This window comes from Phenylobacterium sp. (assembly GCF_035539035.1).
In the GTDB taxonomy this organism is placed as follows: domain Bacteria; phylum Pseudomonadota; class Alphaproteobacteria; order Caulobacterales; family Caulobacteraceae; genus Phenylobacterium.
This window is the reverse complement of sequence record NZ_DATLJI010000013.1, coordinates 69318-92623: the sequence shown is the minus strand read 5'-3', so window position 1 is coordinate 92623 and position 23306 is coordinate 69318. Positions and strand designations below refer to the sequence as shown.

Annotated in this window: 24 protein-coding genes and 1 pseudogene; 10 read left to right on the top strand and 15 right to left on the bottom strand. The window is 71.0% G+C overall.

The genetic code is table 11. From position 1 onward, the window contains the following. Window positions 1-29: 29 nt before the first annotated feature. Both mutL and VM685_RS08685 read left to right on the top strand, forming a co-directional pair. Entirely contained in the window at window positions 30-1883 is a 1854-nt protein-coding gene (gene mutL, locus VM685_RS08690; protein ID WP_325459746.1) for a DNA mismatch repair endonuclease MutL, read from the top strand. Between the two features lie 53 nt (window positions 1884-1936). Further along, on the top strand, window positions 1937-2347 hold the full coding sequence (locus VM685_RS08685) for a VOC family protein (RefSeq protein WP_325459745.1): 411 nt from the start codon (window positions 1937-1939) through the stop codon (window positions 2345-2347). 11 nt (window positions 2348-2358) lie between these two features. Here the strand turns inward: VM685_RS08685 and rsmD are convergent, their stop codons facing one another. Both rsmD and VM685_RS08675 read right to left on the bottom strand, forming a co-directional pair. Beyond that, entirely contained in the window at window positions 2359-2940 is a 582-nt protein-coding gene (gene rsmD / locus VM685_RS08680) for a 16S rRNA (guanine(966)-N(2))-methyltransferase RsmD (protein ID WP_325459744.1), read from the bottom strand. Between the two features lie 6 nt (window positions 2941-2946). After that, the gene (locus tag VM685_RS08675; protein ID WP_325459743.1) at window positions 2947-4095 is read right to left on the bottom strand and encodes a pseudouridine synthase; all 1149 of its coding nucleotides are present in this window, start codon (window positions 4093-4095) and stop codon (window positions 2947-2949) included. A 12-nt stretch (window positions 4096-4107) separates the two neighbouring features. Between VM685_RS08675 and tadA the strand changes: the two genes are divergently transcribed. The 3 genes from tadA (at window position 4108) to VM685_RS08660 (ending at window position 5947) form a co-directional block, all read left to right on the top strand. Next, window positions 4108-4557, top strand: a complete 450-nt coding sequence (tadA, locus tag VM685_RS08670) for a tRNA adenosine(34) deaminase TadA (RefSeq protein ID WP_325459742.1) — start codon at window positions 4108-4110, stop codon at window positions 4555-4557. Further along, a complete protein-coding gene (locus VM685_RS08665; protein WP_325459741.1) occupies window positions 4554-4997 on the top strand; it encodes a DUF6265 family protein in 444 nt (147 codons plus the stop codon). The genes tadA and VM685_RS08665 overlap by 4 nt, the downstream gene beginning before the upstream one ends. A gap of 65 nt (window positions 4998-5062) precedes the next feature. Continuing rightward, window positions 5063-5947 (top strand): SDR family NAD(P)-dependent oxidoreductase, encoded by an 885-nt coding sequence (locus VM685_RS08660; RefSeq protein ID WP_325459740.1) that lies wholly within the window; start codon window positions 5063-5065, stop codon window positions 5945-5947. On the opposite strand, the gene VM685_RS08655 is transcribed toward VM685_RS08660, so the two are convergent. The 7 genes from VM685_RS08655 to VM685_RS08625 form a co-directional block, all read right to left on the bottom strand. Beyond that, window positions 5944-6525, bottom strand: a complete 582-nt coding sequence (locus tag VM685_RS08655) for a GNAT family protein (RefSeq protein WP_325459739.1) — start codon at window positions 6523-6525, stop codon at window positions 5944-5946. The genes VM685_RS08660 and VM685_RS08655 overlap by 4 nt on opposite strands. 139 nt (window positions 6526-6664) lie before the next feature. Continuing rightward, window positions 6665-7420, bottom strand: coding sequence for a TSUP family transporter (locus tag VM685_RS08650; protein WP_325459738.1), 756 nt, complete (start codon window positions 7418-7420; stop codon window positions 6665-6667). 165 nt (window positions 7421-7585) lie between these two features. Beyond that, complete coding sequence (locus tag VM685_RS08645) at window positions 7586-8890, bottom strand: MFS transporter (protein ID WP_325459737.1); 1305 nt, start codon at window positions 8888-8890, stop codon at window positions 7586-7588. 95 nt (window positions 8891-8985) lie between these two features. Next, window positions 8986-10311, bottom strand: a complete 1326-nt coding sequence (locus VM685_RS08640; RefSeq protein WP_325459736.1) for an acyl-CoA dehydrogenase family protein — start codon at window positions 10309-10311, stop codon at window positions 8986-8988. A 136-nt stretch (window positions 10312-10447) separates the two neighbouring features. After that, on the bottom strand, window positions 10448-10843 hold the full coding sequence (locus tag VM685_RS08635) for a hypothetical protein (protein ID WP_325459735.1): 396 nt from the start codon (window positions 10841-10843) through the stop codon (window positions 10448-10450). Between the two features lie 261 nt (window positions 10844-11104). After that, entirely contained in the window at window positions 11105-11515 is a 411-nt protein-coding gene (locus VM685_RS08630; RefSeq protein ID WP_325459734.1) for a hypothetical protein, read from the bottom strand. A 74-nt stretch (window positions 11516-11589) separates the two neighbouring features. After that, window positions 11590-12807, bottom strand: a complete 1218-nt coding sequence (locus VM685_RS08625; RefSeq protein ID WP_325459733.1) for a cyclopropane-fatty-acyl-phospholipid synthase family protein — start codon at window positions 12805-12807, stop codon at window positions 11590-11592. A 238-nt stretch (window positions 12808-13045) separates the two neighbouring features. Here VM685_RS08625 and groES point away from each other — a divergent pair, with 238 nt between their 5' ends. Next, complete coding sequence (gene groES, locus VM685_RS08620) at window positions 13046-13357, top strand: co-chaperone GroES (RefSeq protein ID WP_325459732.1); 312 nt, start codon at window positions 13046-13048, stop codon at window positions 13355-13357. Window positions 13358-13398: 41 nt separating this feature from the next. Continuing rightward, window positions 13399-15048, top strand: coding sequence for a chaperonin GroEL (gene groL, locus VM685_RS08615; protein WP_325459731.1), 1650 nt, complete (start codon window positions 13399-13401; stop codon window positions 15046-15048). 69 nt (window positions 15049-15117) lie between these two features. On the opposite strand, the gene VM685_RS08610 is transcribed toward groL, so the two are convergent. Both VM685_RS08610 and VM685_RS08605 read right to left on the bottom strand, forming a co-directional pair. Beyond that, window positions 15118-15369, bottom strand: a complete 252-nt coding sequence (locus tag VM685_RS08610; RefSeq protein WP_325459730.1) for a hypothetical protein — start codon at window positions 15367-15369, stop codon at window positions 15118-15120. 17 nt (window positions 15370-15386) lie between these two features. Continuing rightward, window positions 15387-15743 carry a phage holin family protein gene (locus VM685_RS08605; RefSeq protein ID WP_325459729.1) on the bottom strand — a complete coding sequence of 119 codons (357 nt, stop codon included), beginning with the start codon at window positions 15741-15743 and terminating at the stop codon, window positions 15387-15389. A gap of 188 nt (window positions 15744-15931) precedes the next feature. On the opposite strand from VM685_RS08605, the gene VM685_RS08600 reads away from it, so the two are divergent. Then, window positions 15932-17650 carry an ATP-binding protein gene (locus VM685_RS08600; RefSeq protein WP_325459728.1) on the top strand — a complete coding sequence of 573 codons (1719 nt, stop codon included), beginning with the start codon at window positions 15932-15934 and terminating at the stop codon, window positions 17648-17650. On the opposite strand, the gene VM685_RS08595 is transcribed toward VM685_RS08600, so the two are convergent. The 4 genes from VM685_RS08595 to VM685_RS08580 form a co-directional block, all read right to left on the bottom strand. After that, on the bottom strand, window positions 17647-18483 hold the full coding sequence (locus VM685_RS08595) for a TIGR00282 family metallophosphoesterase (RefSeq protein ID WP_325459727.1): 837 nt from the start codon (window positions 18481-18483) through the stop codon (window positions 17647-17649). The two genes, VM685_RS08600 and VM685_RS08595, sit on opposite strands and share 4 nt — an antisense overlap. Window positions 18484-18492: 9 nt before the next feature. Continuing rightward, complete coding sequence (locus VM685_RS08590) at window positions 18493-19059, bottom strand: 5-formyltetrahydrofolate cyclo-ligase (protein ID WP_325459726.1); 567 nt, start codon at window positions 19057-19059, stop codon at window positions 18493-18495. A 235-nt stretch (window positions 19060-19294) separates the two neighbouring features. Beyond that, a complete protein-coding gene (locus tag VM685_RS08585) occupies window positions 19295-19633 on the bottom strand; it encodes a cell division protein ZapA (protein WP_325459725.1) in 339 nt (112 codons plus the stop codon). Between the two features lie 4 nt (window positions 19634-19637). After that, complete coding sequence (locus tag VM685_RS08580) at window positions 19638-19907, bottom strand: DUF4164 family protein (RefSeq protein WP_325459724.1); 270 nt, start codon at window positions 19905-19907, stop codon at window positions 19638-19640. A 210-nt stretch (window positions 19908-20117) separates the two neighbouring features. On the opposite strand from VM685_RS08580, the gene tkt reads away from it, so the two are divergent. Together tkt and purT are read left to right on the top strand one after the other, a co-directional pair. Continuing rightward, the gene (gene tkt / locus VM685_RS08575; protein ID WP_414693353.1) at window positions 20118-22088 is read left to right on the top strand and encodes a transketolase; all 1971 of its coding nucleotides are present in this window, start codon (window positions 20118-20120) and stop codon (window positions 22086-22088) included. Beyond that, window positions 22082-23284: pseudogene (purT, locus tag VM685_RS08570) on the top strand (formate-dependent phosphoribosylglycinamide formyltransferase); the annotation flags it as partial. The gene tkt and the pseudogene purT, both read left to right, overlap by 7 nt. Between the last annotated feature and the right edge of the window lie 22 nt (window positions 23285-23306).

Below are 23306 nucleotides of genomic sequence, written 5' to 3'. Positions count from 1 at the left end.
TATATTGCGAGGTCCGCGAAAGCCTTGCCATGCCGATCCGCCGCCTGCCGCCAGACCTCATCAACCGCATCGCCGCCGGCGAGGTGGTGGAGCGGCCTGCCAGCGCGGTCAAGGAGCTGGTGGAAAACGCCCTGGACGCCGGTTCGAGCCGCATCGAGGTGCAGGCCGACGGCGGCGGGCTGACCCGCATCCTGGTGGCCGACGACGGCAATGGCCTGCCGCCCGAGGAGCTGCCGCTGGCGGTGGAGCGGCACGCCACCTCCAAGCTCGCGCCGGGCGAGGACGGCGACTACGACCTCCTGAAGATCCTGACCCTGGGCTTCCGCGGCGAGGCCCTGCCCTCGATCGGCTCGGTGGCGCGGCTGTCGATCACCTCCCGCGCGAAGGGCCTGGCCGACGCGCACGCCATCTTCGTCGAGGGCGGCGCGGTGGGCGCGGTGTCGCCGGCCGCCTTCCCCGGCCCGCACGGCGCCCGGGTGGAGGTGCGCGACCTGTTCTACGCCACGCCGGCCCGGCTGAAGTTCATGAAGTCGGAGCGGTCCGAGGCCCTGGCCATCACCGAGGAGCTGAAGCGCCAGGCCATGGCCCACGAGGCGGTGAGCTTCGCCCTAGACCTGGACGGCCGCCGCACGCTGCGGCTGCCCGCGGAGGCCAAGGGGCCCGACGGACGCCTGGCGCGCCTCTCGGCGATCATGGGCCGGGACTTCTCGGACAATGCGCTCGGGATCGACCATGAGCGCGAGGGCGTGCGGCTGACCGGCTTCGCGGGCCTGCCCACCTACAACCGCGGCAACGCCGCCCACCAGTACCTGTTCGTCAACGGCCGACCGGTGCGCGACCGGCTGCTGCAGGGCGCCCTGCGCGCCGCCTACGCCGACTTCCTGGCCCGCGACCGCCATCCGCTGGCCGCCCTCTACGTCGAGCTCGACCCGCACTACGTGGACGTCAACGTCCACCCGGCCAAGGCCGAGGTACGGTTCCGCGATCCGGGGCTGGTGCGCGGCCTGATCGTCGGCGGCCTGCGCCACGCGCTCGCCGCCGCCGGCCACCGGGCCTCCACCACCGTCTCCATGGCGGCGCTCGGCGGCTTTCGCCCGCAGGAGGCCCCGCCGCAGCCGCCCGGCGGCTTCTCGGCCTGGCGGCAGGGCGGCTGGACGCCCGCCCCGCTCGCCGCCGTCGCCCAGGCGATCCCGGGCCTCTCCGAGATCTCCGCCCGCGCCGAGCCCCAATGGGATGCACAATGGGAGCCCTCGCCCGGCCTCGCCGAGGCCCCGGCCGCGGCCCCGGTGTTCGACCCGGTGGACTATCCGCTGGGCGCGGCCCGGGCCCAGGTGCACGAGACCTACATCGTCGCCCAGACCCGCGACGGCGTGGTCATCGTCGACCAGCACGCCGCCCACGAGCGGCTGGTCTACGAGCGAATGAAGGTGGAAATGGCCGAAGGCGGCGTCGCCCGCCAGGCGCTGCTGCTGCCCGAGGTGGTGGAACTCGACCCGGCCGAGGCCGAGCGGGTGACCGCCCGCGCCGAGGAACTGGCGGCCTTGGGCCTCGTCGTCGAGCCGTTCGGCCCGGGCGCGGTCCTGGTGCGCGAGACGCCGGCCCTGCTGGGCGAGACCGATGTCCACGGCCTGGTGCGCGACATCGCCGACGACCTCGCCGAGAACGGCCAGGCGCTGGCGCTCAAGGAGCGGCTGGAGGAGGTCTGCGGGACCATGGCCTGCCACGGCAGCGTGCGCGCGGGCCGCCGCCTCACCGCCCCGGAGATGAACGCCCTTCTGCGCCAGATGGAGGCCACGCCCCACTCCGGCCAGTGCAACCACGGCCGCCCCACCTATGTTGAGCTGAAGCTGGCCGACATCGAGCGCCTGTTCGGCCGGCGCTGAACGGGACGCCGCGGCTTGGCGTTTGATGGGTCAGCCCCCATCGGAGCGCCGCCATGCAAGTCCACATCGGAAGGCTGATTGACCACATCCACCTGCGCACCCGCGACCTGGAGGCCGCGTCGCGATTCTACGCGGCGGTGCTGGACGTGCTGGGGATTCCCTACGTGGCCGACGACACCCACTTCCAGGCCGACGAACTTTGGATCGACGCCGTCGACGCCTATCCCGGCGGCCAGAGCCACGTGCACCTGGCCTTTCAGGCGAAGGACCGCGCGACCGTGGAGGCGGCCTACAAGGCGGCTCTGGCGGCCGGCGGCAAGGACAACGGCGCGCCCGGCGAGCGGGACTATCACCCGGGTTACTACGGCGCCTTCTTCCTCGACCCGGACGGCAACAACATCGAGGCGGTGTTCCACGGTCCCAGCGAGCGGTCGGCGGAGAGCGTCACGATCACGTCCGTCTGAGGCCTCGGCGATCAGGGCGCGTAGCGGAGGAAGTGCACCCGCGCCGCGCCGTAGTCGCGGGAGTCGAGCGCCTCGAATCCCGGGACGCTGAACGCCGGCTCGGCGACGCCGCGCTCGAACACCACCGTGGCCTCGGGCGCGAGCCAGCCGCCCTCGGCCAGCCTCGCCAGCGCCGCCTCGCCGAGACCCTTGGCGTAGGGCGGGTCGAGGAAGGCGAGGTCGAAGGCCGGTCCGTCCGCGCCCGGCCGCTGGCCGAGGTTGGTGGCGTCGCGCCGGTGCACCCGCGTGCGGCCGAACAGGCCCCCTCCTGCTCCACTCAGGGCGTCGACGTTCTCGCGGATCGCGCCGCGCGCCGCCTCGTCCGTCTCCACGAACAGGCAGAAGGCCGCCCCGCGCGAGAGCGCCTCGAAGCCGAGCGCCCCGGAGCCCGCGAACAGGTCGATGACGCGCGCGTCGCGCACCCCCTTCGACCACGGGGCGTGCTCCAGGATGTTGAAGATCGCCTGGCGGGCGCGGTCGGACGTCGGCCGCGTCGCCTGGCCGGCGGGCGCGACCAGCGTCTTGCCGCGGAAGTCTCCGGAAACGATGCGCATGGGAGCCTAGCCGCGCCGCTTCGGGCCGCCGGGCTTCTTCGGCGGGTGGGAGGCCTTGGGCTTCGGCTTGGCCCAGCCGGCCTTGAACACCTTCTTCTTCGCCCCCTCGCCCTCGGCGGTCGGGCGTGCGCGCTTGGGCGCTGCGGGACGGCCAGGGCCGGCGGCGGGACGCTCCCCCTTCGGCGGCGGCCGGCCCGGGCGGCCGGCGCGCGGCCCGGCGGGTCGGGCGCGGGGTTCGTCGCGGCGCGGGCCCCGCTCGATCAGCGTCCCCTCCGGCGGGGCCTTGCCGCGGCGGCTGGGCGTCGGCGTGGCGGCCTTCTGGAACTGCGGTCGGTCGCCCTTGGGCATGTTCTCGGGCGCGATGTGCTCGGCGAGCTGCTCGCGGATCACCCGCGGGCCGACCTCCTCGATCTCGCCCAGCGCCAGGGTCCCCAGCACGAAGGGGCCGTAGGCCAGCCGGATCAGCCGGTTCACCTTCAGGCCCAGCGCCTCCAGCACCCGCCGGACTTCGCGGTTCTTGCCTTCCGACAGGGTCACGGTGATCCACAGGTTCGCGCCCTGCGGCCCCTCCTTGGCCTTGTCGAGCTTCGCGTCGATCGATCCGTAGCGGACGCCCTCGACGGTGATCCCGTCCTTCAGCTTGTCGAGCCGCTCCTGGGTGATCCGGCCGTGCGCCCGGGCGCGGTAGCGGCGGACGACGCCGGCCTGGGGCAGCTCGAGCGCGCGGGCCAGCTCACCGTCGTTGGTGAGCAGCAGCAGGCCCTCGGAGTTGATGTCCAGCCGGCCCACCGAGATCAGCCGCGGCAGGCCCTCCGGCAGCGCCTCGAACACCGTCGGCCGCCCCTGAGGGTCCTTGTGGCTGGTGAGCAGGCCCACCGGCTTGTGGTAGCGGAACAGGCGGGTGGGCTCGGCCTCGCCCACCACCGCCCCGTCGAGGGTGAGGATGTCGCCCGGCTCCACCTTCACGGCCGGGGTGGTCAGCACCTGGCCGTTCAGCGCGATGCGGCCCGCGGCGATAAGGCGCTCGACGTCGCGGCGCGAGCCGACGCCGGCGCGGGCCAGCGCCTTGGCGATGCGTTCGCCGCCGGCCCCTGGACCGGGCGTGCGGGCTTGACCGGCGGGCTTGCCGTGGGTTCGGTGCGGATCGTGGACCATGACATCGCGACAATGCGCATCGCGCTCGAAGCCGCGCAAGCGGCAGCCGACGCCGGCGAGACGCCGGTGGGCGCCGTCGTGGTCGATCCGGCGACCGGCGAGGTGGTCGCCACCGGCGCCAACCAGCCGATCGGCGCCCACGACCCCACCGCCCACGCCGAGATCGTGGCCCTTCGCCGGGCGGCCCAGAAGCTGGGCAACTACCGGCTGACCGGCCTCACCCTGGTGGTCACCCTGGAGCCCTGCGCCATGTGCGCCGGCGCGATCAGCCATGCCCGCATCGGGCGGTTGGTGTTCGGCGCCGAGGATCCCAAGGGCGGGGCGATCGTCCACGGCCCGCGCTTCTTCGACCAGCCCACCTGCCACTGGCGGCCCAAGGTCGAGGCCGGCGTGCTGGCGGAGGAGAGCTCGGCCATGCTGAAGGCCTTCTTCCGCGCCCGAAGGAAGGGAGCCGCCGGATGATCCTCGCAGGCCTGGCCGCCGTAGTCCTGATGGCCGACGCCGCGGGCGACGTGGCGAAGCTCGGCTGGATGGCCGGCTCCTGGATGCAGGAGAAGGACGGCGTGGTCGTCCGCGAGACCTGGCTGGCGCCTCGGGACGGGGCGATGGCGGGCGCCGCCCAGACCAACCGGCCGGGCCGCCGGCCCTCCATCGAGTTCACCCGCATCACCGCCGAGCCGGCCGGCGCCACCTTCACCGTCGTGGTGGGGAACCAGCCGCCGACCGCCTTCGTGATGAAGCCCGGCCCCGACGGCGAGGCGGTGTTCGAGAACCTCGCCCACGACTTCCCGCAGCGGGTGATCTACCGCCGCTGCGGCGTGGACCTCTGCGCACGCGTGGAGGGGACGGTGGAGGGGAAGCTGCAAGCCCAGGAATGGCGCTACGTCCGGGTCGCGCCCTGACCCTTGCCACACCGCCGCGCCCGGCGGGATGATCCTCTCATAGTTAGAACATAAGGGAGGATGCGATGGGACTGCTCGACGGCAAGGTGGCGATCATCACCGGCGCCGGGAACGGCCTGGGCGAGGCCTATGCGAAGCTGTTCGCCCGCGAGGGCGCGAGCGTGGTGGTCAACGACCTGGGCGGCGCCCGCGACGGCACCGGCGCCGACCGCTCCGCGGCCCAGAAGGTGGTGGACGCGATCGCCGCCGAAGGCGGCCGCGCCGTTGCCAACGGCGACGACGTGTCGACCGTCCAGGGCGGCGAGAACATCCTGGCGACGGCCCTCGACAGCTTCGGCCGGGCCGACATCCTGGTCTGCAACGCCGGCATCCTGCGCGACCGCACCTTCGCCAACACCTCCGAGGCCGACTGGGACGCGGTGATCAAGGTCCACCTCAAGGGGACCTACTGCACGGCCCTGCCGGTCTGGAAATGGATGAAGGAGAACGGCGGCGGGTCGATGGTGCTGACCTCGTCGACGTCGGGCCTCTACGGCAACTTCGGCCAGACCAACTACGGGGCGGCCAAGGCCGGGATCTACGGCATGGTCCGGGTGATGAGCATCGAGGGCCGCAAGTACAACATCCGCGTCATGGGTCTGGCGCCCGGCGCCTACACCCGGATGACCTCCGACCTGCCCGGCCGCCAGGGCAAGGCGCCCGATCCGCTCAGCCTGCCGGAGAACGTAGCCCCCGGCGTGCTCTACATGGTCAGCGACCTGGCCGCCGAGCACTCGGGCAAGATCCTCGGCGTCTCGGCGCGCGGCGTGCGCGAGATCAAGATGGTCGAGACCGAGGGCTTCCAGCCCGGCCGGCCCTACACCGCCCAGGAAGTCGCCGCCGCCGCCGACAAGGTTTTCTTCGCCGAGCCGGAGAACGTGCACCGCATCGGCCGCCTCGCGCCGGCCTAGCCGAAGGCGGCGAGCCGCTCGTCCAGCCGGGCGCGGACGGCCGGCCACTCGCTGTCGAGGACCGAAAAGATCACGGTGTCGCGGATGCGGCCGGTCCAGGTGAGCCGGTCCTGGCGGAGGATTCCCTCCTGCACGGCGCCGAGCTTCAGCACGGCCGCGCGGGAGCGGGCGTTGATCGCGTCGACCTTGAACTGCACCCGCCGCGCTCCGGACGCGAAGGCGTGGGCGAGCAGCAGGCGTTTGGCCGCCGGGTTGACGGGACCGCCGCGCAGCGCCGGATGGTAGTAGGTGGCGCCGATCTCCAGGATCCGGTTCGCCGGGTCGATCCCAAGGTAGCAGGTCATGCCCCGGCACGCGCCGCCGTCCATCACGGCGAAGTTCAGGCAGCCGGGCGCGGGCGCCGCGAACATCCGGTCCCAGGCCGGGTCGAAGTGATCGCCGACCATGCTGAACGGATAGAGGCGGTTCCAGGTGTCGGGATCGGAGTCGCAGGCCTCCCGCAGACCCGCCTTGTGGGTTTCGGCCATGGGCTCCAGCCGCACGAACCGGTCTTCCAGCACCTTCGATTCAAGATTCATCGCCCGACCTCAAACATTTTTCGGCCGCCGCCCTTGTACGGCCCGATTGCGCACATACGTGAGGGGTCGCCCATCCTGGGCGTTTCCTCCCTATGACTTCCCCACCCGGGACCTCACGGTCCCGGGTGTTTTTTTGCCTTCAGCCGCCGCGCAGGAAGAGCTGCGCCGCCTGGACGAGGTAGAGCCCCCCGATCCCCGTGACGATCCAGCGGGTCCACCGCTTGAAGTTCACGTCGCTCATGCGGTCGAGGATCCGGCCGCCGAGCGCCGTCCCGAGCATGGAAAGCGGGATCGCTGCGGCGAACACCCAGAGCGGCGGCACGCCCGAGCCCGCGACGCCCGCGAGCGGCGCGCCATAGACCACGATCTTGGCCAGGTGGGCGAAGACCTGGGTGGCCGCCTTGGTGGCGACGATGGCGTGGCGGGTGAGCTCGGTCCTCACGAAGAAGATGTCGAGCAGCGGCCCGGCGACCCCCGCCGAGAGGTTCAGCCCGGTGACGCTGAGGCCCGAGAGGAAGGCCTGCGTCGGCCGGGCCGCGTCGAGGCTGATCCAGCGCTGCGGCAGCCAGGTGAGGAGCGGGATCAGGCCCAGCAGCAGGAACAGGAGCGGCTTCGACGGCGCGAGCGCGATCAGGGCGACGGCGATCCCGGCGATCAGCGAGGCCAGCGCGTACCAGCCGACGATGTCCCAGCGGACGTGGCGGCGGTGGAGGACGGCGCGCCAGCCGTTGGCGACGAGCTGCAGGACGCCGTGGGTGACGAAAGCGGCGCTAACCGGCAGGACGAGGGCGAGCGCCCCCATGAGCAGGAGGCCGCCCGCCATGCCGAAGACGCCGGAGAGCGTCGCGGTGACGAAGGCCATGGCCGCCACGAAGGCGGCGGTGAGGATCGGCATGGGTGGGGTCCTCCGGACGTGGAGCCCGTCCCGCGGAGGAGGCACAGGCTCCCCCGGGCGGCGGACCTCCGGCGCATCGTGCGCGGAGCGGAACGGGCGCTGCGAGCCGCACCGGGCGAGCGCCATGGGAATGGGGGCGGGTGGCCGTCATGGGACGGCCCAGGCTTACACCCGCTCGGCGTCCAAGGCCAAGCTTCGGCGCCGCGCGCCCCAGTCGGGCGCCAGCGCCGCGGCGATCAGCAGGGCGACCGACAGGGCCAGCAGGCCCGCGCCATAGGCGCCGGTGCGTTCCTTGAGGAAGCCCATGATCGAGGGACCGAGGTAGCCCGCCAGGTTGCCGACCGAATTGATCAGGGCGATGCCGCCCGCCGCCGCGGTCGCCCGCAGGAACCGGGTCGGCAGGGCCCAGAAGGCCGGCGCGGCGCAGTTCACCCCGATCGCGCCCATGGCCAGGCCCGCGAACTGCAGCACCGGGCTGCCGCCCTGGGCGGCGAGCAGGAAGCCGGACGAGGCCAGGACGGCGGGCAGGACAAAGTGCCAGAGCCGCTCGCCCGTGCGGTCGGCGTGGCGCCCCCAGAGCACCATGGCCACCGCGGCCACCAGGTAGGGCGCCGCCGTGAGCAGGCCGGTCTGGGCGTTGGTCAGCCCGCCGAAGCCCTTGACGATCTGCGGCATCCAGAAGCCCAGGCCGTAGTTGCCGGTGACGAGGCCGAAATAGACCATGGCGAAGCGCCAGACCTTGGGGCTCGCCAGCGCCCCCTTCAGGGCGTGCACATGGTCGTCGGACGGCAGGTGGTCGCGGTCCAGCGCCGCCTGCAGGGTCGCCTTCTCGGCGTCGGTCAGCCAGTGGGCGAGCGCCGGGCGGTCGGTCAGCCACATCCACACCACCACGCCCAGGATCACCGCCGGCAGCCCCTCCAGCAGGAACATGGTCCGCCAGCCGGCGAGGCCGAACACCGAGACGTCCAGCAGGGCCGTGGAGATCGGCGCGCCGATCACGCTGGAGATCGGGATGGCCAGCATGAAGGCCGCGATGATCCGGCCCCGCTCGGCCCAGGGGAACCAGTAGGTGAGATAGAGGATCATTCCGGGGAAGAAACCGGCCTCGGCCACGCCCAGCAGGAAACGGACGACATAGAAGGACATTGGCCCGTCGATGAAGGCCATGCCGGACGACAGGACGCCCCAGCTGACCATGATCCGGGCGATCCAGCGCCGGGCGCCGACCTTCTCCATGATCAGGTTCGAGGGGACCTCGAAGAAGAAGTAGCCGATGAAGAAGATGCCCGCGCCCGCGCCATAGGCCGCCGCGGAGAGGCCGATGTCGGCGTTCATGGTGAGCGCCGCGTAGCCGACGTTCACCCGGTCCAGATAGGCCACGAAGTAGAGCAGGCCGATGAACGGCAGGAGCCGGAAGGTGATCTTCCGAAGCACGCTCGCCTGGTCGACGGCGGCGACAGCCGGGCTCATGCGCTCTCCCTCCCAACGTCTTATGGGAGCGATAACAGCACAGCCGGGCGGCCGCGCCTACCGTCGTTATGCGACGGCAGGCGCGGGACGCGTGGTCAGTTCCGGAACACCGCCGACATCGAGCTGTCGTGCGGCCCCTCGCGGAACTGCTGCAGCTCGTTGCGGCCGACCACCATGTGGTGGACCTCGTCCGGGCCGTCGGCGATCCGCAGGGTGCGGGTGTTGGCGTACATGCGGGCCAGCGGGGTGTGCTGCGACACCCCGAGCGCGCCGTGCATCTGGATCGCCTGGTCGATGATCTTGCAGACCCGCTCGGGCACCATGGCCTTGACCATGTGGATCCACACGCGGGCCTCGCGGTTGCCCAGCACGTCCATGGCCTTGGCGGCCTTCAGCACCATCAGGCGCATGGCCTCGATCTCGATCCGCGCGCGGCTGACGATCTCGAGGTTGCCGCCCAGCTGGATGATCGGCTTGCCGAACGCCACGCGCTGCATGCCGCGGGTCACCATGAGGTCGAGCGCCTTCTCGGCCGAGCCGATGGCGCGCATGCAGTGGTGGATCCGGCCGGGGCCGAGACGCAGCTGGCTGATCTCGAAGCCGCGGCCCTCGCCCAGCAGCATGTTGGAGGCCGGCACCCGGGCGTTGTTGAAGCGGATGTGCATGTGGCCGTGCGGCGCGTCATAGTCGCCGAAGACCTGCTGGCCGCCGACGATCTCCACGCCCTCGCAGGGCAGCGGCACCAGGATCTGTGACTGCTGCAGGTGCGGCGGGTCGTTCTCGCCGCCGGTCTTGACCATGGTGATCATGATCTTGCAGCGCGGGTCGCCGGCGCCGGAGATGTAGTGCTTCTCGCCGGTCAGGATGTATTCGTCGCCGACGCGCACGGCGCGGGTGTCGATGTTCTTGGCGTCGGAGCTGGCGGTGTTCAGCTCGGTCATGCAGTAGGCCGAGCGGATCTTCCCTTCCAGCAGCGGCTTCAGCCACTGCTCCTTCTGCTCCGGCGTGCCGACGCGCTCCAGCACCTCCATGTTTCCGGTGTCGGGCGCCGCGCAGTTCATGATCTCGGAGGCCAGCCGGTTCTTGCCCAGCTCGACGGCGATATAGGCGTAGTCGAGGTTGGACAGGCCCTCGCCGGTCTCGGCGTTCGGCAGGAAGAAGTTCCACAGGCCCTGGGCCTTGGCCTTGTCCTTTGCGGCTTCGAGCACTTCCAGCTGGCCGGGCGCATAGTCCCAGACATTCGGGCGGCCTTCGCCCAGCCGGTGGAACTCCTCGGCGGCCGGCTCGACCACCTCGCGGATGAACGCCTTCACCTGGTTATAGAGCGGCACCGCCTTGTCGGACATCCGCAGGTCATTGAGTTCGTCCTGCGGGCTCAGCCCGAAGCTCGAGTTCGCGCGTTCCGCGGCGACGTTGTTCATGGTCACTCCTCCCAGAGTGCTGGAGCCGATCATCAGCCGGCGACCATGGGCGCAGATCGGGAGAAAATCAAACAACTGTTCGGCGACGGTTGCGGATAGCGCGCCGACGGGCGACCCTTCGGCGCGCTCCGCCAGGTCAGGCCAGGCGCTCGGCCCGGCGCAGGCCCATGAACTGCAGGTCGGCGATCACCGCCACCGCGGCCGCCTGGGCGATCACGAAGCCGTAGCCGAGCGCGGTCGGCTGGGCCCAGCCCGGCATCAGGACGAGAGCGCTTTCCACGACCCACAGGACGTTGACGCCGATCAGGGTCCAGACCACCGGTCGCGGCAAGGCGGGACGTGTGGCGAGGAAGGCCAGCAGGGCGGCCCAGACCAGCAGGAAGACGCCGGCCGGCTGGGTGAGCGCCGGCTGCAGGCCGGTGAGCGCGGCCAGCGGCTGGGCGGCGAAGGCCATCAGCGCACCGGACGCGGCGCAGGCGGCGGCGTCGACGGCGATCACGCGGCGCAGGAAGGACGACTGGACGGCGGACATGGCTTGCTCCTCATATTCGTCGCGGCCCGGGAGGGGCGGCGACGAGGGGAGCATTCCCCGCCGGCGGAGGCGGGTCGATTACCCGTCAGGTCATGAGTAGAGCGGCGGCGCCTTGGCGGACAGGACAAGCGCGATCGCCAGCGCGAGCACGGCCAGGGCCGGAAGGAGTTTCAGCCACCATCCCATGGCCCTTCAGATAGGAAGCGGCAGCCGGGCTTTCCAGTTAAGCTTTGGACAGAGTTCGCCCGGCCGCCCGCGAGCCTATTTCACCGGGACGTGGTCCGCGTGTGGGCAGACCGCCGCCAGCAGGGCCTCGTTCTCCGCGCCGGTGGCCTTCTTCGGCGTCTCGTCGCGCCACTTGGCGGGAATCGCGAAGGCCGTGGAGGGCTTGTAGGCCGCCACGGTGATCAGGTTCTTCTTGGCGCAGTCGATGGCGTAGACGTAGCCCACGCCGTCCGGCTTGCCGGGGCCGGAGGGCCCGAGCTTGGCCTCGGGTTTGGAGACCGCCTGCATGACCACGAGGCGGCCCGAGGCCTTGTCCTTGTAGGTGTAGTCGGCGTCGTAGGACCACTGCGTGCCCCCGGGCCCGTCCACGAACTTGGTCCAGGTTTCCGCAGACGCGGCGGTGGCGGCGAAGGCGGTCGCGGCGGCGAGCGCGATGACGCGGCGCATGGGTAGTTACTCCAACAGGCGTTTCAATCCCTTGGCCGACCCTAGCGGCCGCGGCGCGCGGCGACCAAGGGAAATCAGGCGGCGCGGCGCCTGGGCCGATGGAGCCAGGCCTCGGCCTCGCCGATGTAGTCTCGGGTCAGCGGCACGGCGTCGACCCGCTTGGCGAGCTGCAGCTGGAAGACCATGTGGCCGCGGTAGCGGAAGGCGAGCTCGCTGACCGCGAGGTAGAACTCCCACATCCGACAGAAGCGGTCGTCGTACATCCGCGCCGCGTCCGCGCGCCGCGCCTGGAACCGCTCGCGCCACGCCTTGAGGGTTTCGGCGTAGTGCAGCCGCAGGATCTCCACGTCCGTGACGATCAGGCCGGAGCGCTCGACGGCGGCCAGCACCTCCGAGAGCGCCGGGATGTAGCCGCCGGGGAAGATGTACTTGGCGATCCACGGCTGGGTGAAGGCCGGGCCCTCCGTGCGGCCGATGGAGTGGATCACCGCCACGCCGTCGTCGTTCAGCAGCCGCGCCACCTGGTCGAAATAGGCCTGGAAGTTGGGCCGGCCCACATGCTCGAACATCCCCACCGAGACGATGCGGTCGTAGGGGCCTTCCACGTCGCGGTAGTCGGTGAGCGAGAACTTCGCCCGGCCGGCGAGGCCCTGGGCCTCCGCCCGTTGGCTGGCGGTGGCGAACTGCTCGGTCGACAGCGTGACGCCCTCCGCGTCCGCCCCGGTCTCCTCGGCCAGCGTCAGGGCCAGACCGCCCCAGCCGCAGCCGATGTCGAGCACACGGTGGCCGGGCCGCAGGAGGAGCTTGGCGGCGAGGTGGCGCTTCTTGGCGAGCTGGGCCTCCTCCAGACTCGCATAGGGGTCCGGGAAATAAGCGCAGGAGTACTGCAGGTCGGGGTCGAGGAAGAGCCTGTAGAGCTCCACCGACAGGTCGTAGTGGTGGGCGACGTTGCGCCGGGCGGCGGCGCGCGCGTTGGCCTGCAGCCGGCGGTCCAGCCACCAGCGGGCAAGCGGACCGGCGCGCTTCAGCGGCCTGTGCCTGGCGTTGCGGCCGATCAGGTCCACGAAGTCCCAGATCCCGCCGCGCTCGAGGACGAGACCACCCTCCATGTAGGCCTCGCCGACGGCCAGCTGCGGATTGAGCGCGATCCGGGCGGCCCAGGCCCTGGAGGTGATCGCAACCGTCACCGGCGGACCGGTCCCATCGCCCAGTGCCAGGACCCCACCGCCCGGCAGCCGGACGGTCAGGTCGCCCTCACGGATCGTCTTGCGCAGGAAGGCTTGCAGAGCCATCGCCCGCACCCCTCGTGGTGTCCCTGGTGCAGCTGGAAACCCGCAATCCACGGCCAAGGTTCCGCGAACGCGGATCCGGATGCCCGGTTCCGCAGGGTTTTTCGGCCTTCCGCTTGACTCCGGAGGGCCACTTTCCTAACTCCCAGCCCGCGTTAGCACTCAAGGGCCGCGACTGCTAACAGCGCCCCTTCAGTGCCTGCGTGACCGCATTTGCAACCGTCTCGACGGAGATAAGAACATGGCGTTTCGTCCTTTGGGTGACCGGGTCCTCGTCCGGCGTGTCGAGGAAGAAGAGAAAACCCGGGGCGGGATCATCATCCCCGACACCGCCAAGGAGAAGCCGCAGGAAGGCGAAGTCATCGCCGTGGGCCCGGGCGCCCGCGACGAGTCCGGCAAGGTCCAGCCGCTGGACGTCAAGGCCGGCGACCGCATCCTGTTCGGCAAGTGGTCGGGCACCGAGGTCAAGCTCGAGGGCAAGGACCTGCTGATCATGAAGGAAAGCGACATCCTGGGCGTTCTGGAGCCCGAGAAGGCCGCCAAGGCCGCCTAAGCGCTCACATCCAGGCATCGTTAGAAAAAAGGGACAGCAACATGGCTGCCAAAGACGTCTATTTCTCCTCCGACGCGCGCGACCGCATGCTGCGCGGCGTCAACATCCTCGCCAACGCGGTGAAGGTGACCCTGGGCCCCAAGGGCCGCAACGTGGTCATCGAGAAGTCCTTCGGCGCCCCGCGCTCGACCAAGGACGGCGTGTCGGTCGCCAAGGAAATCGAACTGTCCGACAAGTTCGAGAACCTGGGCGCCCAGCTGATCCGCGAAGTGGCTTCCAAGACCAACGACAAGGCCGGTGACGGCACCACGACCGCCACGGTCCTGGCCCAGGCGATCGTCGTCGAAGGCCTGAAGTCGGTGGCCGCCGGCATGAACCCGATGGACCTGAAGCGCGGCGTCGACAAGGCGGTCGCCAAGGTCATCGAGGAGATCAAGTCGAACGCCAAGAAGGTGTCCGCCAACTCGGAAATCGCCCAGGTCGGCACCATCTCCGCCAACGGCGACCTGGAAGTGGGCGAGATGATCGCCCGCGCCATGGAGAAGGTCGGCAACGAGGGTGTCATCACCGTCGAGGAAGCCAAGACCGCCGAGACCGAACTCGACGTCGTCGAGGGCATGCAGTTCGACCGCGGCTACCTCTCGCCGTACTTCATCACGAACGCCGAGAAGATGGAGGCCGACCTCGAAGAGCCGCTGATCCTGCTCTTCGAAAAGAAGCTCTCCTCGCTGCAGCCCCTGCTGCCGGTCCTCGAGGCCGTGGTGCAGTCGGGCCGTCCGCTGCTGATCATCGCGGAAGACGTGGAAGGCGAAGCGCTGGCGACCCTCGTGGTCAACAAGCTGCGCGGCGGCCTGCGCGTTGCGGCGGTGAAGGCTCCGGGCTTCGGCGACCGCCGCAAGGCCATGCTGGAAGACATCGCCATCCTGACCGGCGGCCAGCTGATCTCCGAAGACCTCGGCATCAAGCTCGAGAACGTCTCGCTCGACATGCTCGGCCGCGCCAAGAAGGTCACCATCACCAAGGACGACACCACGATCGTCGACGGCTCGGGTGACAAGGCCGGCATCGAAGGCCGCGTGGCTCAGATCAAGAAGCAGATCGAGGACACCACCTCCGACTACGACAAGGAAAAGCTGCAAGAGCGTCTCGCCAAGCTGGCGGGCGGCGTTGCGGTGATCCGGGTCGGCGGCGCGACCGAAGTCGAGGTGAAGGAGAAGAAGGACCGCGTCGACGACGCCCTGAACGCCACCCGCGCTGCGGTGGAAGAAGGCATCGTCCCCGGCGGCGGCGTCGCGCTCCTGAAGGCCTCGAAGGTCCTCGACGGCTTCAAGGGCGACAACGACGACCAGGAAGCCGGCGTGGCCATCGTGCGCCGCGCCCTGCAGGCCCCGATCCGTCAGATCGCCGAGAACGCCGGCGTGGAAGGCTCGATCGTGGTCGGCAAGGTGCTCGAGAACGCCTCGCCCACCTTCGGCTTCAACGCCCAGACGGAAGAGTACGTCGACCTCGTGCAGGCCGGCGTGATCGACCCGGCCAAGGTCGTGCGCACCGCTCTGCAGGACGCCGCCTCGGTGGCCGGCCTGCTGATCACCACGGAAGCCGCGATCGTCGAGGCCCCCAAGAAGGGCGGCGCCGGCGCGGGCGGCATGCCGGGCGGCGGCATGGGCGGCATGGGCGACATGGACTTCTAGTCCACGCCTGCTGACTGAGATGGAGGGCGGGGCCGCGAGGCTCCGCCCTTTTTCTTTGCCCCTCGTCCGTCAGTTCACCCGCCGGCCCTTGGCGCGGACGAGGGCGACGGCGCCCGGGAAGACGATCGCGAACACCACCGCAAGCCCGAGGATCACGCCCAGCGGGCCGAGCGGCCGCAGCCACGGCATGGCGAGCAGCAGGAGGCCCGTGGGCGCGCCGATCAGGCCGGCCAGGGCGAGCCAGCCCTTCCAGTTCACGGGCGTCCCGCTGAACCGGCCGGCGGTGACCTCGTACCTGAACCAGATGTCCTTCTCGCCCATGCGCATCGGCCTCGGGCCTAGTCCCGCCGGGCGTCGCCCAGGACCATGTAGCCGATCCAGCTCGTCACCCCGGTGACGATGGCGGCGAGGATCCCGGCCACCAGGCCGTCCACGTGGAAGCCGGACAGCAGCCAGGCCACCAGCCCGATCATGGCGGCGTTCACTACCAGCAGGAACAGGCCCAGGGTCAGGAGGGTGATCGGAAGGGTCAGCACGAAGACCACCGGGCGAACGAAGGCGTTGACGATCCCCAGCAGCACGGCGGCGAGGATCAGCGTGCCGGTGTCGTCCACCCGCACCCCCGGCACGAACCTGGAGGCCAGCCACAGCCCGAGCGCCGCAAAGATGGCGCGGACGATGAATTTTGCGAGCATCAGACCCTCCCGTTGCACTCGCACTAGAGCCGCGTTTCGGCGCGGTCGCAACCAGGACCGGAAAGCGTAGCCGCCTATGCAACCGAGGTAGCGCCGTTCGGCGGAACCGTTGTACACGGACGCGCCGATTCGCCTCGGGGGAGGGGGTCCGGCAGGGGCCACAAGTACAAAGCAAGGGGGGACTGCGCGTGGGCAAACCGCAGTGGAGGGCGCTCAACGAGCGGCTGGATATCGTGGCGCGCACGTCGTTCGAGGTGCTCGCTGTCCGCATCGCCGCGGGGCTGGCCGCGACCCTGCTGTCGATCGAGCCGTTCGGCCTCGCCTGGAGTCTCGGCTGGCTCGCCTGCTTCGCCCTGACCGAGGCGGGCGCCCGCTTCGCCTCGCGCAAGGCCGCCCGGGGCGGCGCCCTGCCGCCCTCGGCCCGCCTCGGCTATGTGATCTGGATGGCGCTGGCGGGCCTGGTGTGGTGCGCGCTGGCGGTCCGCGGCTGGGTGTCCGGCGAGGAATCCCTGCGCCTGGCGGCCGTGGCGATCCTGGTCACCGTGCTCGTCCACGCCCAAGGATTCTCGTCCCACACGCCCGCCGCCCTGGTGGTCATGGGCGTGCCCGCCGCCCTTCTCTGGATGCTGCTGCCCACCGTCTTCGGCGGCTACGATCTCGGCGACCTGATGATCGTCGGCTTCGGCTTCGCCATGGCTCTGGCCTACGTCGCCGCCGCCGCGCGCGCCACCGCCCAGAACGCCGCCGCCCTGGCCGACGCCGAGCGCCGGGCGAACGAGGCCAACGAGGCCAAGTCCGCCTTCCTCAGCATGGTCACGCACGAGCTGCGGACGCCGATGAACGGCGTCCTCGGCATGGCCCGCGCCCTGCAGCACACCGACCTCAGCTCCCGCCAGCGCGACTACCTGGAAACCATCGTCCGCTCCGGCGACAGCCTGCTCTCCATCCTCAACGACGTGCTCGACCACTCCAAGATCGAGGCCGGCCGGCTGGACCTGGAGGTGGCGCCCTTCAACCTGCGCGCGGTCAGCGAACAGTCGGTCCAGCTCTGGACGGAGGCCGCCGCCGCCAAGGACCTGGAGCTCGCCTGCGAGATCGACCCGCAGGTGCCGCACCATGTCCAGGGCGACGAGACCCGGGTGCGCCAGATCATCCTGAACCTGCTCTCCAACGCCCTGAAGTTCACGGAAGAGGGCCGGGTCAGCCTGACGGTGCGTTCGGCGCCGCATGCCGACGGTGAGGGCGCGATCGAGATCCTGGTCAGCGACACCGGCCCGGGCATGACCGCCGAGCAGGTGGCGCGCCTGTTCCGCCCCTACAGCCAGGCGGAGGCCTCCACCGCCCGAAAGTACGGCGGCACGGGCCTCGGGCTCTCCATCTGCCGCAAGCTGACCTCGATGATGGGCGGCGACATCGGCGTCGAGAGCGAGCCCGGCAAGGGCTCCACCTTCCGCGTCTGGCTGCCGCTGCCGGCCGCGGAAAGCCGCCCCGTGGACACCAGCGAGGCCCCCGCCGCCGAGCTCCCGCCGCTGCGCATCCTCGTGACTGACGACAACCCGATCAACCTGGCGGTGGCGCGCGCCCTGCTCGAATCCGCCGGCGCCGCCGTGGAGGTGGCCGTGCACGGCGCCGAGGCCCTGGAGCGCCTGCAGGTCGAGCTCTTCGACATTGTCCTGATGGATGTGCGCATGCCGGTGATGGACGGGATCGAAGCCGTGCGCCGCATCCGCGAGGGCGGGGCCGGTCCCGCCGGGATTCCGGTGATCGCGCTCACCGCCGACGCCTCGCCCGGCGAGGAGGAGCGGCTCAGGGGCCTCGGCTTCGACGCCCTGCAGGGCAAGCCGATCCAGCCCGCCCAGCTGTTCGCCGCCATCGAGCGGACCCTGGAGGCCCGGCGGGTCGCCTAGGCCTGCACGGACTCCAGCACGGGGATCGTCTGCGAGAGCCGGCCGCCGATGCGGATCGGCTCGATGCGGCGGGCGAGGCCCGTGCGGTCGTCGGTCTCCACATAGACCCCGCACACCGTGGCCGGCCCTTCCGCGGGCTTGTAGCGGCCGCCCGAGATCCGTGTCGTGAACCGCCGCAGCGGCTCCTCCTTCTGGTTGCCGATCACGCTGTCGTAGTCGGCGCAGGCCCCGGCGTCGGTCTGGTAGGCCGTGCCGCCGGGCAGGAGCTGGGCGTCGGCGGTCGGCACGTGGCTGTGGGTGCCCACCACCAGGCTCGCGCGGCCGTCGCAGAAGTGGCCCATCGCCATCTTCTCGGACGTCGCCTCCGCGTGGATGTCCACCACCACGGCGTCGGCCGCCATGCCGAGCGGGCAGGCCTCCAGCTCGGCGTCCACCGCAGCGAACGGGTCGTCGAGGGCGTCCATGAACACACGGCCCAGCAGGTTGACGACCAGGATCCGCTTGCCCGAATGCGTCTCGAAGAGCTGCGCGCCGCGGCCGGGCGCGTCGGCGAGCTTGGGATAGTTCAGCGGCCGGATCAGGCGGGGCTCGCGGACGATGTAGGTGAGCGCCTCCTTCTGGTCCCAGGAGTGGTTGCCGAGCGTCAGCGCGTCGGCGCCCGCGTCGAACAGCTCCCGGGCGGTGGACTCGGTGATGCCGAAGCCCGCCGCGGCGTTCTCGCCGTTGACGATCACGAACTCGAGGTCAAGGCGGCGGCGGAGGCCGGGAAGGTGCTCGGCGAGACCCTCGCGGCCCGAGCGGCCCACCACGTCTCCAAAGAAGGCGAATTTCATGCAGCGTCCTTAGCCGACCTCGATGTAGTCCGTCTCGGTCAGGATCGCATCGAGCCGCTCGTCGTGGGGTTCGGCGGGCAGTTCCTCCACTTCCTGGCCCGAATAGGCGAGGCCAAGCACGAAAACGGACTGGACCGCCCGAAGGTTCGCCAGCGTCCGGTCGTAGTGCCCGGCCCCCTGCCCGAGCCGCTGTCCCCGCCGGTCGAAGGCAAGCAGCGGCGCGATGACCAGGTCCGGCAGGACCGCGGCCGCCCCCGGCGGCGGAGCCGGGATGCCGAAGGCGTCGGGCTCCAGCGCCTGGTCCGGATCCCACACCCGGAAGGCCAGCGGCGCGTCGCGGCGCTCGGCGACCGGCAGGGCCGCGGCGGCGCCGGTCTCGCACAGGCGGCGCATCAGCGGTCGCGGGTCCATCTCGGAGCCGGTCGGCTGATAGCCTGAGAAGGTGCGGAAGGCGGGCAGCCGGTCGAGCGGCAGGCGCTCGGCGGCGCGGGCGGCCGCGTCCGGCGCCTCGGCGGCCAGCTTGCGGCGGACCTGGCGCAGCAGGACCCGGAGCGTCGTCTTGTCGAGGGTCTTCACCCCCTGCTCATAGCAGGAAGTCGGTGGCGGCGCCGCGAGAGCCGTGAAGGACTGTTTCATTCCCTCGACCTGGATAGACCAGGTGGGCGCCGTGTGCCCAAGACCACGGTCCGGGGCAGGGACAGCTCCCTATGAGTGAATTAAGGTCGCTGGAATATGTCGCCTTCGACGCGAGCCGCAGCAGACCCGCCGGCTCCTAAGGTAGTGCGCCCGGCCCCCTTCCTCAAGCGAGGCCTCAGGCGGCGACGTCGTCGACGGCCAGTTTCTCGATCCGCTTGGCGGCGTTCTCCAGCGCCGCCACCGCCCGTGTCTCCATGCGGGCGCGATCCGACTGCAGACGGGCGAGCTCGGCCTGCAGGCTGTTCAGGCGGTTGCGGGCGTCGGCGAGCTCGTCGGCCAGCAGCAGGGCGCCCATCAGGAACAGGCGGGTGTCGCCGAGCTGGCCCATGTCGGCGCTCACGTGGCGGACCTGGCGGTCGAAGAGCTTGGCCAGCTCCATGAGGTGCTGCTCCTGGCCGTCCTCGCAGCCGACGGCGTAGGGCCGGCCGTTCACCTCGATCTGGATCTGGGCCATGGCTTCAGTGCTCCTGGGCGGCGCCATTCAGGGCGGCGCGGATCTCGAGGATGGCGCGCCCCAGCGCGGCGGAGGCCTCGGCGCCGGCCGCCTCCAGCTCCTTCTCCCGGGCCCGGGCCTGGTCGAGTTCGGCGGCGAGCCTCGCCCGGTCCTGGTCGAAGAGACCGCCGGTGTCGGCGTCCTTCAGACGCTCGGCCAGGCGCTGCTCCAGCATGGCGACCGCCCGCTCCAGGCGCTTGGCCGCAAGTTCGAGCGCGCTTTCGCCCGCGTTCATGCCGTCCTCCCGAAAAGGTATGGCGGCCTAATCTATAGACCCGTGCGGGGTTCCTTGTGAATCCACGGGTTTATGCCGGGAAGCTCGCACGGGCCGTTTTCTTCCGGGTTCCTGACTGCGCGCGCCTGCGGCCCCGCTCGCCTTGACCCTCGCGCCTGCGCATGCCACCCCCCGCGCCATTCCCTCCGCCCCCAGGATTTCCGGATCTCGATGCCTGCGCCCCTGAAGATCATGGCCGACGCCATCCGCGTGCTCTCGATGGACGCCGTCGAGCAGGCCAACTCCGGCCACCCCGGCATGCCCATGGGCATGGCCGACGTGGCTACGGTGCTCTGGACCAGGTTCCTCAAGTACGACGCCGCCCGTCCCGACTGGGCGGACCGCGACCGGTTCGTGCTGTCGGCCGGCCACGGCTCGATGCTGCTCTATTCGCTCCTGCACCTGACGGGCGTGAAGGCGGTCACCCTCGACCAGATCAGGAACTTCCGGCAGCTCGGCTCCAACACAGCGGGGCACCCTGAGTGGGGCCACACGCCCGGCGTCGAGACCACGACCGGGCCGCTGGGCCAGGGGCTGGCCACCGCCGTGGGCATGGCCATGGCCGAGCGCAAGCTCGCCGCCCGCTTCGGCGACGACCTCGTCGACCACCGCACCTGGGTGCTGGCCGGCGACGGCTGCCTGATGGAGGGCGTCAGCCACGAGGCGATCAGCCTGGCCGGCCGGCTGAAGCTCGCCAAGCTGACGGTCCTCTGGGACGACAACGACATCACCATCGACGGCCACGTGGGCCTGTCCGACGCCACCGACCAGCTCGCCCGCTTCAAGGCCGCCGGCTGGGCGGTGAAGCGGATCGACGGCCACGACGAGGGCCAGATCCGCCGGGCGCTCGCCTGGGCGACCAAGCAGGACCGGCCGAGCCTGATCGCCTGCAAGACCATCATCGGCAAGGGCTCGCCCACCTTCGCCGGCACTCACGACGTGCACGGCAAGGCGCTGGGCAAGGACGAGGTGGTCAAGACCCGCGAGAACCTCGGCTGGCCGCACGAGCCCTTCGTGGTGCCCGACGAGGTCTACCGCCCCTGGCGCGCCGCCGGCCGCCGCGGCCGCAAGCTGCTGAAGGCCTGGGAGCAGCGCCTCGCCGCCTCGCCGCAGCGGGCGGAGTTCGAGCGCGCCATCGCCGGCGACCTGCCGGCCCACGCCTTCGAGCGCCTCGACGCTCTGATGGCCGAAGCCGCGACCTCGAAGCCTGCCGCCGCCACGCGCCAGCACTCCGGCGCGGTGCTGGAGACGATCTTCGGCGAGATTCCCGAGTTGGTCGGCGGCTCGGCCGACCTCACCGGCTCCAACAACACCTTCGTCAAGAACACCCCGATCTTCGATGCGCCGGACTACGCCGGCCGCTACGTGAACTACGGCGTGCGCGAGTTCGGCATGGCCGCGGCCATGAACGGCCTGGCCCTGCACGGCGGGGTGATCCCCTACGGCGGGACGTTCCTCGTCTTCACCGACTACAGCCGGCCGGCGATCCGCCTGGCCGCCCTGATGGGGGTGCGGGTGATCCACGTGGGCACGCACGATTCCATCGGCCTCGGCGAGGACGGCCCGACACACCAGCCGGTGGAGCACCTGGCCGCCCTGCGCGCCATGCCCAACCTCAACGTCTTCCGCCCGGCCGACCTGATCGAGACCGCCGAGTGCTGGAAGCTGGCGCTCGACGCGAAGCGCACGCCCACGGTGATGGCGCTGTCCCGCCAGAAGACCGCCGCGGTGCGCGGGCAGGCCGGCGAGAACCTCTCTGCCCGCGGCGCCTACCAGCTCGCCGCCGCCGGCCACCCGGCCCAGGTGACCATCTTCGCTTCCGGCACCGAGGTGCCCGTGGCGCTGGCGGCCCGCGACCTCCTGGAGGCCGACGGCGTCGGCGCCCGGGTGGTCTCCGTGCCCTGCTTCGAGCTCTTCGAGGCCCAGCCGCGCGACTACCAGGACGCCCTGATCGGCGAGACGCCGGTGCGCGTGGCCGTCGAGGCGGGCGTGCGCATGGGCTGGGACCGCTTCATCGGCTCGGACGGCGTCTTCGTCGGCATGACCGGCTTCGGCGCCAGCGCCCCCGACAAGGCGCTCTACAAGCACTTCGGCATCACTGCCGAGGCCGTGGCCGAAGCCGCCAAGGCGAAGCTCGACTGATGCGCCTGGGCACGCCGCTCTCGCCCACCGCGGTCAGGGTGATGCTGCTGGGCTCGGGCGAGCTCGGCAAGGAGGTCGCCATCGAGCTGCAGCGGCTGGGCTGCGAGGTGATTGCGGTCGACCGCTATCCGGACGCGCCGGCCCAGCAGGTGGCGCACCGGTCGCATGTCATCGCCATGACAGACGGAGCCGCGCTGCGGGCCCTGGTCGAGCAGGAGCGGCCGCACCTGATCGTGCCGGAGATTGAGGCCATCGCCACCGACGAGTTGGTGAAGATCGAGGCCGAGGGGCTGGCGACCGTCATCCCCACCGCCCGCGCCGCCCAGCTGACGATGAACCGCGAAGGCATCCGCCGGCTGGCCGCCGAGGAGCTCGGCCTGCCCACCAGCGCCTACGCCTTCGCCTCCACGGAGGCGGAACTCGCCCAGGCGGCGGCCGAGGTGACCGGCTTTCCCTGCTTCGTGAAGCCGGTGATGAGCTCGTCGGGCAAGGGCCAGTCCTATGTGGAAGGTCCCGAGCAGATCGCCGAAGCCTGGCGCTACGCCCTCGAGGGCGGCCGCGTGGAGCAGCCCCGGGTCATCGTCGAGAGCCGCGTGGACTTCGACTTCGAGATCACCCAGCTCACCGTGCGCAGCCTGGTCCACGGCGAGGTGGTCACCAGCTTCTGCGACCCCATCGGCCACCGGCAGGTGAAGGGCGACTACGTCGAGAGCTGGCAGCCGCAGGGCATGAGCCCGCCGGCGCTGAAGAAGGCGCGGGAGATCAGCCGCGCGGTCACCGAGGCCCTGGGCGGCCTGGGGATCTTCGGCGTCGAACTGTTCGTGAAGGGCAATGAGGTGTGGTTCAGCGAGGTCAGCCCGCGCCCGCACGACACCGGCCTCGTCACCCTGGTCAGCCAGCAGATGAGCGAGTTCAAGCTGCACGCCCGCGCCATCCTCGGCCTGCCGGTGGACACGCGCCTGAAGGAGCCGGGCGCCAGCGCGGTGATCTACGGCGGCATGGAGGCCACGGGCATCGCCTTCGAGGGCGTCGCCGACGCCCTTTCCGTGCCGGGCGCCGACCTGCGCCTGTTCGGCAAGCCGGAGAGCTTCGAGCGCCGGCGGATGGGCGTCGCCGTGGCCCGCGGCGGGAACGTCGAGGAGGCTCGCGAACGGGCCCGGCAGGCCGCCGGCAAGGTCAAGCCGGTCCGCGGCTGATTTTCCGGGGCACGATCCGCGG

What these genes read in the sequence shown, in the direction of transcription:
- mutL (WP_325459746.1), top strand. Translation starts at nt 30, where the DNA reads ATGCCGATCCGCCGCCTGCCGCCAGACCTCATCAACCGCATCGCCGCC.
- VM685_RS08685 (WP_325459745.1), top strand. Translation starts at nt 1,937, where the DNA reads ATGCAAGTCCACATCGGAAGGCTGATTGACCACATCCACCTGCGCACC.
- rsmD (WP_325459744.1), bottom strand. Translation starts at nt 2,940, where the DNA reads ATGCGCATCGTTTCCGGAGACTTCCGCGGCAAGACGCTGGTCGCGCCC.
- VM685_RS08675 (WP_325459743.1), bottom strand. Translation starts at nt 4,095, where the DNA reads ATGGTCCACGATCCGCACCGAACCCACGGCAAGCCCGCCGGTCAAGCC.
- tadA (WP_325459742.1), top strand. Translation starts at nt 4,108, where the DNA reads ATGCGCATCGCGCTCGAAGCCGCGCAAGCGGCAGCCGACGCCGGCGAG.
- VM685_RS08665 (WP_325459741.1), top strand. Translation starts at nt 4,554, where the DNA reads ATGATCCTCGCAGGCCTGGCCGCCGTAGTCCTGATGGCCGACGCCGCG.
- VM685_RS08660 (WP_325459740.1), top strand. Translation starts at nt 5,063, where the DNA reads ATGGGACTGCTCGACGGCAAGGTGGCGATCATCACCGGCGCCGGGAAC.
- VM685_RS08655 (WP_325459739.1), bottom strand. Translation starts at nt 6,525, where the DNA reads ATGAATCTTGAATCGAAGGTGCTGGAAGACCGGTTCGTGCGGCTGGAG.
- VM685_RS08650 (WP_325459738.1), bottom strand. Translation starts at nt 7,420, where the DNA reads ATGCCGATCCTCACCGCCGCCTTCGTGGCGGCCATGGCCTTCGTCACC.
- VM685_RS08645 (WP_325459737.1), bottom strand. Translation starts at nt 8,890, where the DNA reads ATGAGCCCGGCTGTCGCCGCCGTCGACCAGGCGAGCGTGCTTCGGAAG.
- VM685_RS08640 (WP_325459736.1), bottom strand. Translation starts at nt 10,311, where the DNA reads ATGAACAACGTCGCCGCGGAACGCGCGAACTCGAGCTTCGGGCTGAGC.
- VM685_RS08635 (WP_325459735.1), bottom strand. Translation starts at nt 10,843, where the DNA reads ATGTCCGCCGTCCAGTCGTCCTTCCTGCGCCGCGTGATCGCCGTCGAC.
- VM685_RS08630 (WP_325459734.1), bottom strand. Translation starts at nt 11,515, where the DNA reads ATGCGCCGCGTCATCGCGCTCGCCGCCGCGACCGCCTTCGCCGCCACC.
- VM685_RS08625 (WP_325459733.1), bottom strand. Translation starts at nt 12,807, where the DNA reads ATGGCTCTGCAAGCCTTCCTGCGCAAGACGATCCGTGAGGGCGACCTG.
- groES (WP_325459732.1), top strand. Translation starts at nt 13,046, where the DNA reads ATGGCGTTTCGTCCTTTGGGTGACCGGGTCCTCGTCCGGCGTGTCGAG.
- groL (WP_325459731.1), top strand. Translation starts at nt 13,399, where the DNA reads ATGGCTGCCAAAGACGTCTATTTCTCCTCCGACGCGCGCGACCGCATG.
- VM685_RS08610 (WP_325459730.1), bottom strand. Translation starts at nt 15,369, where the DNA reads ATGGGCGAGAAGGACATCTGGTTCAGGTACGAGGTCACCGCCGGCCGG.
- VM685_RS08605 (WP_325459729.1), bottom strand. Translation starts at nt 15,743, where the DNA reads ATGCTCGCAAAATTCATCGTCCGCGCCATCTTTGCGGCGCTCGGGCTG.
- VM685_RS08595 (WP_325459727.1), bottom strand. Translation starts at nt 18,483, where the DNA reads ATGAAATTCGCCTTCTTTGGAGACGTGGTGGGCCGCTCGGGCCGCGAG.
- VM685_RS08585 (WP_325459725.1), bottom strand. Translation starts at nt 19,633, where the DNA reads ATGGCCCAGATCCAGATCGAGGTGAACGGCCGGCCCTACGCCGTCGGC.
- VM685_RS08580 (WP_325459724.1), bottom strand. Translation starts at nt 19,907, where the DNA reads ATGAACGCGGGCGAAAGCGCGCTCGAACTTGCGGCCAAGCGCCTGGAG.
- tkt (WP_414693353.1), top strand. Translation starts at nt 20,118, where the DNA reads ATGCCTGCGCCCCTGAAGATCATGGCCGACGCCATCCGCGTGCTCTCG.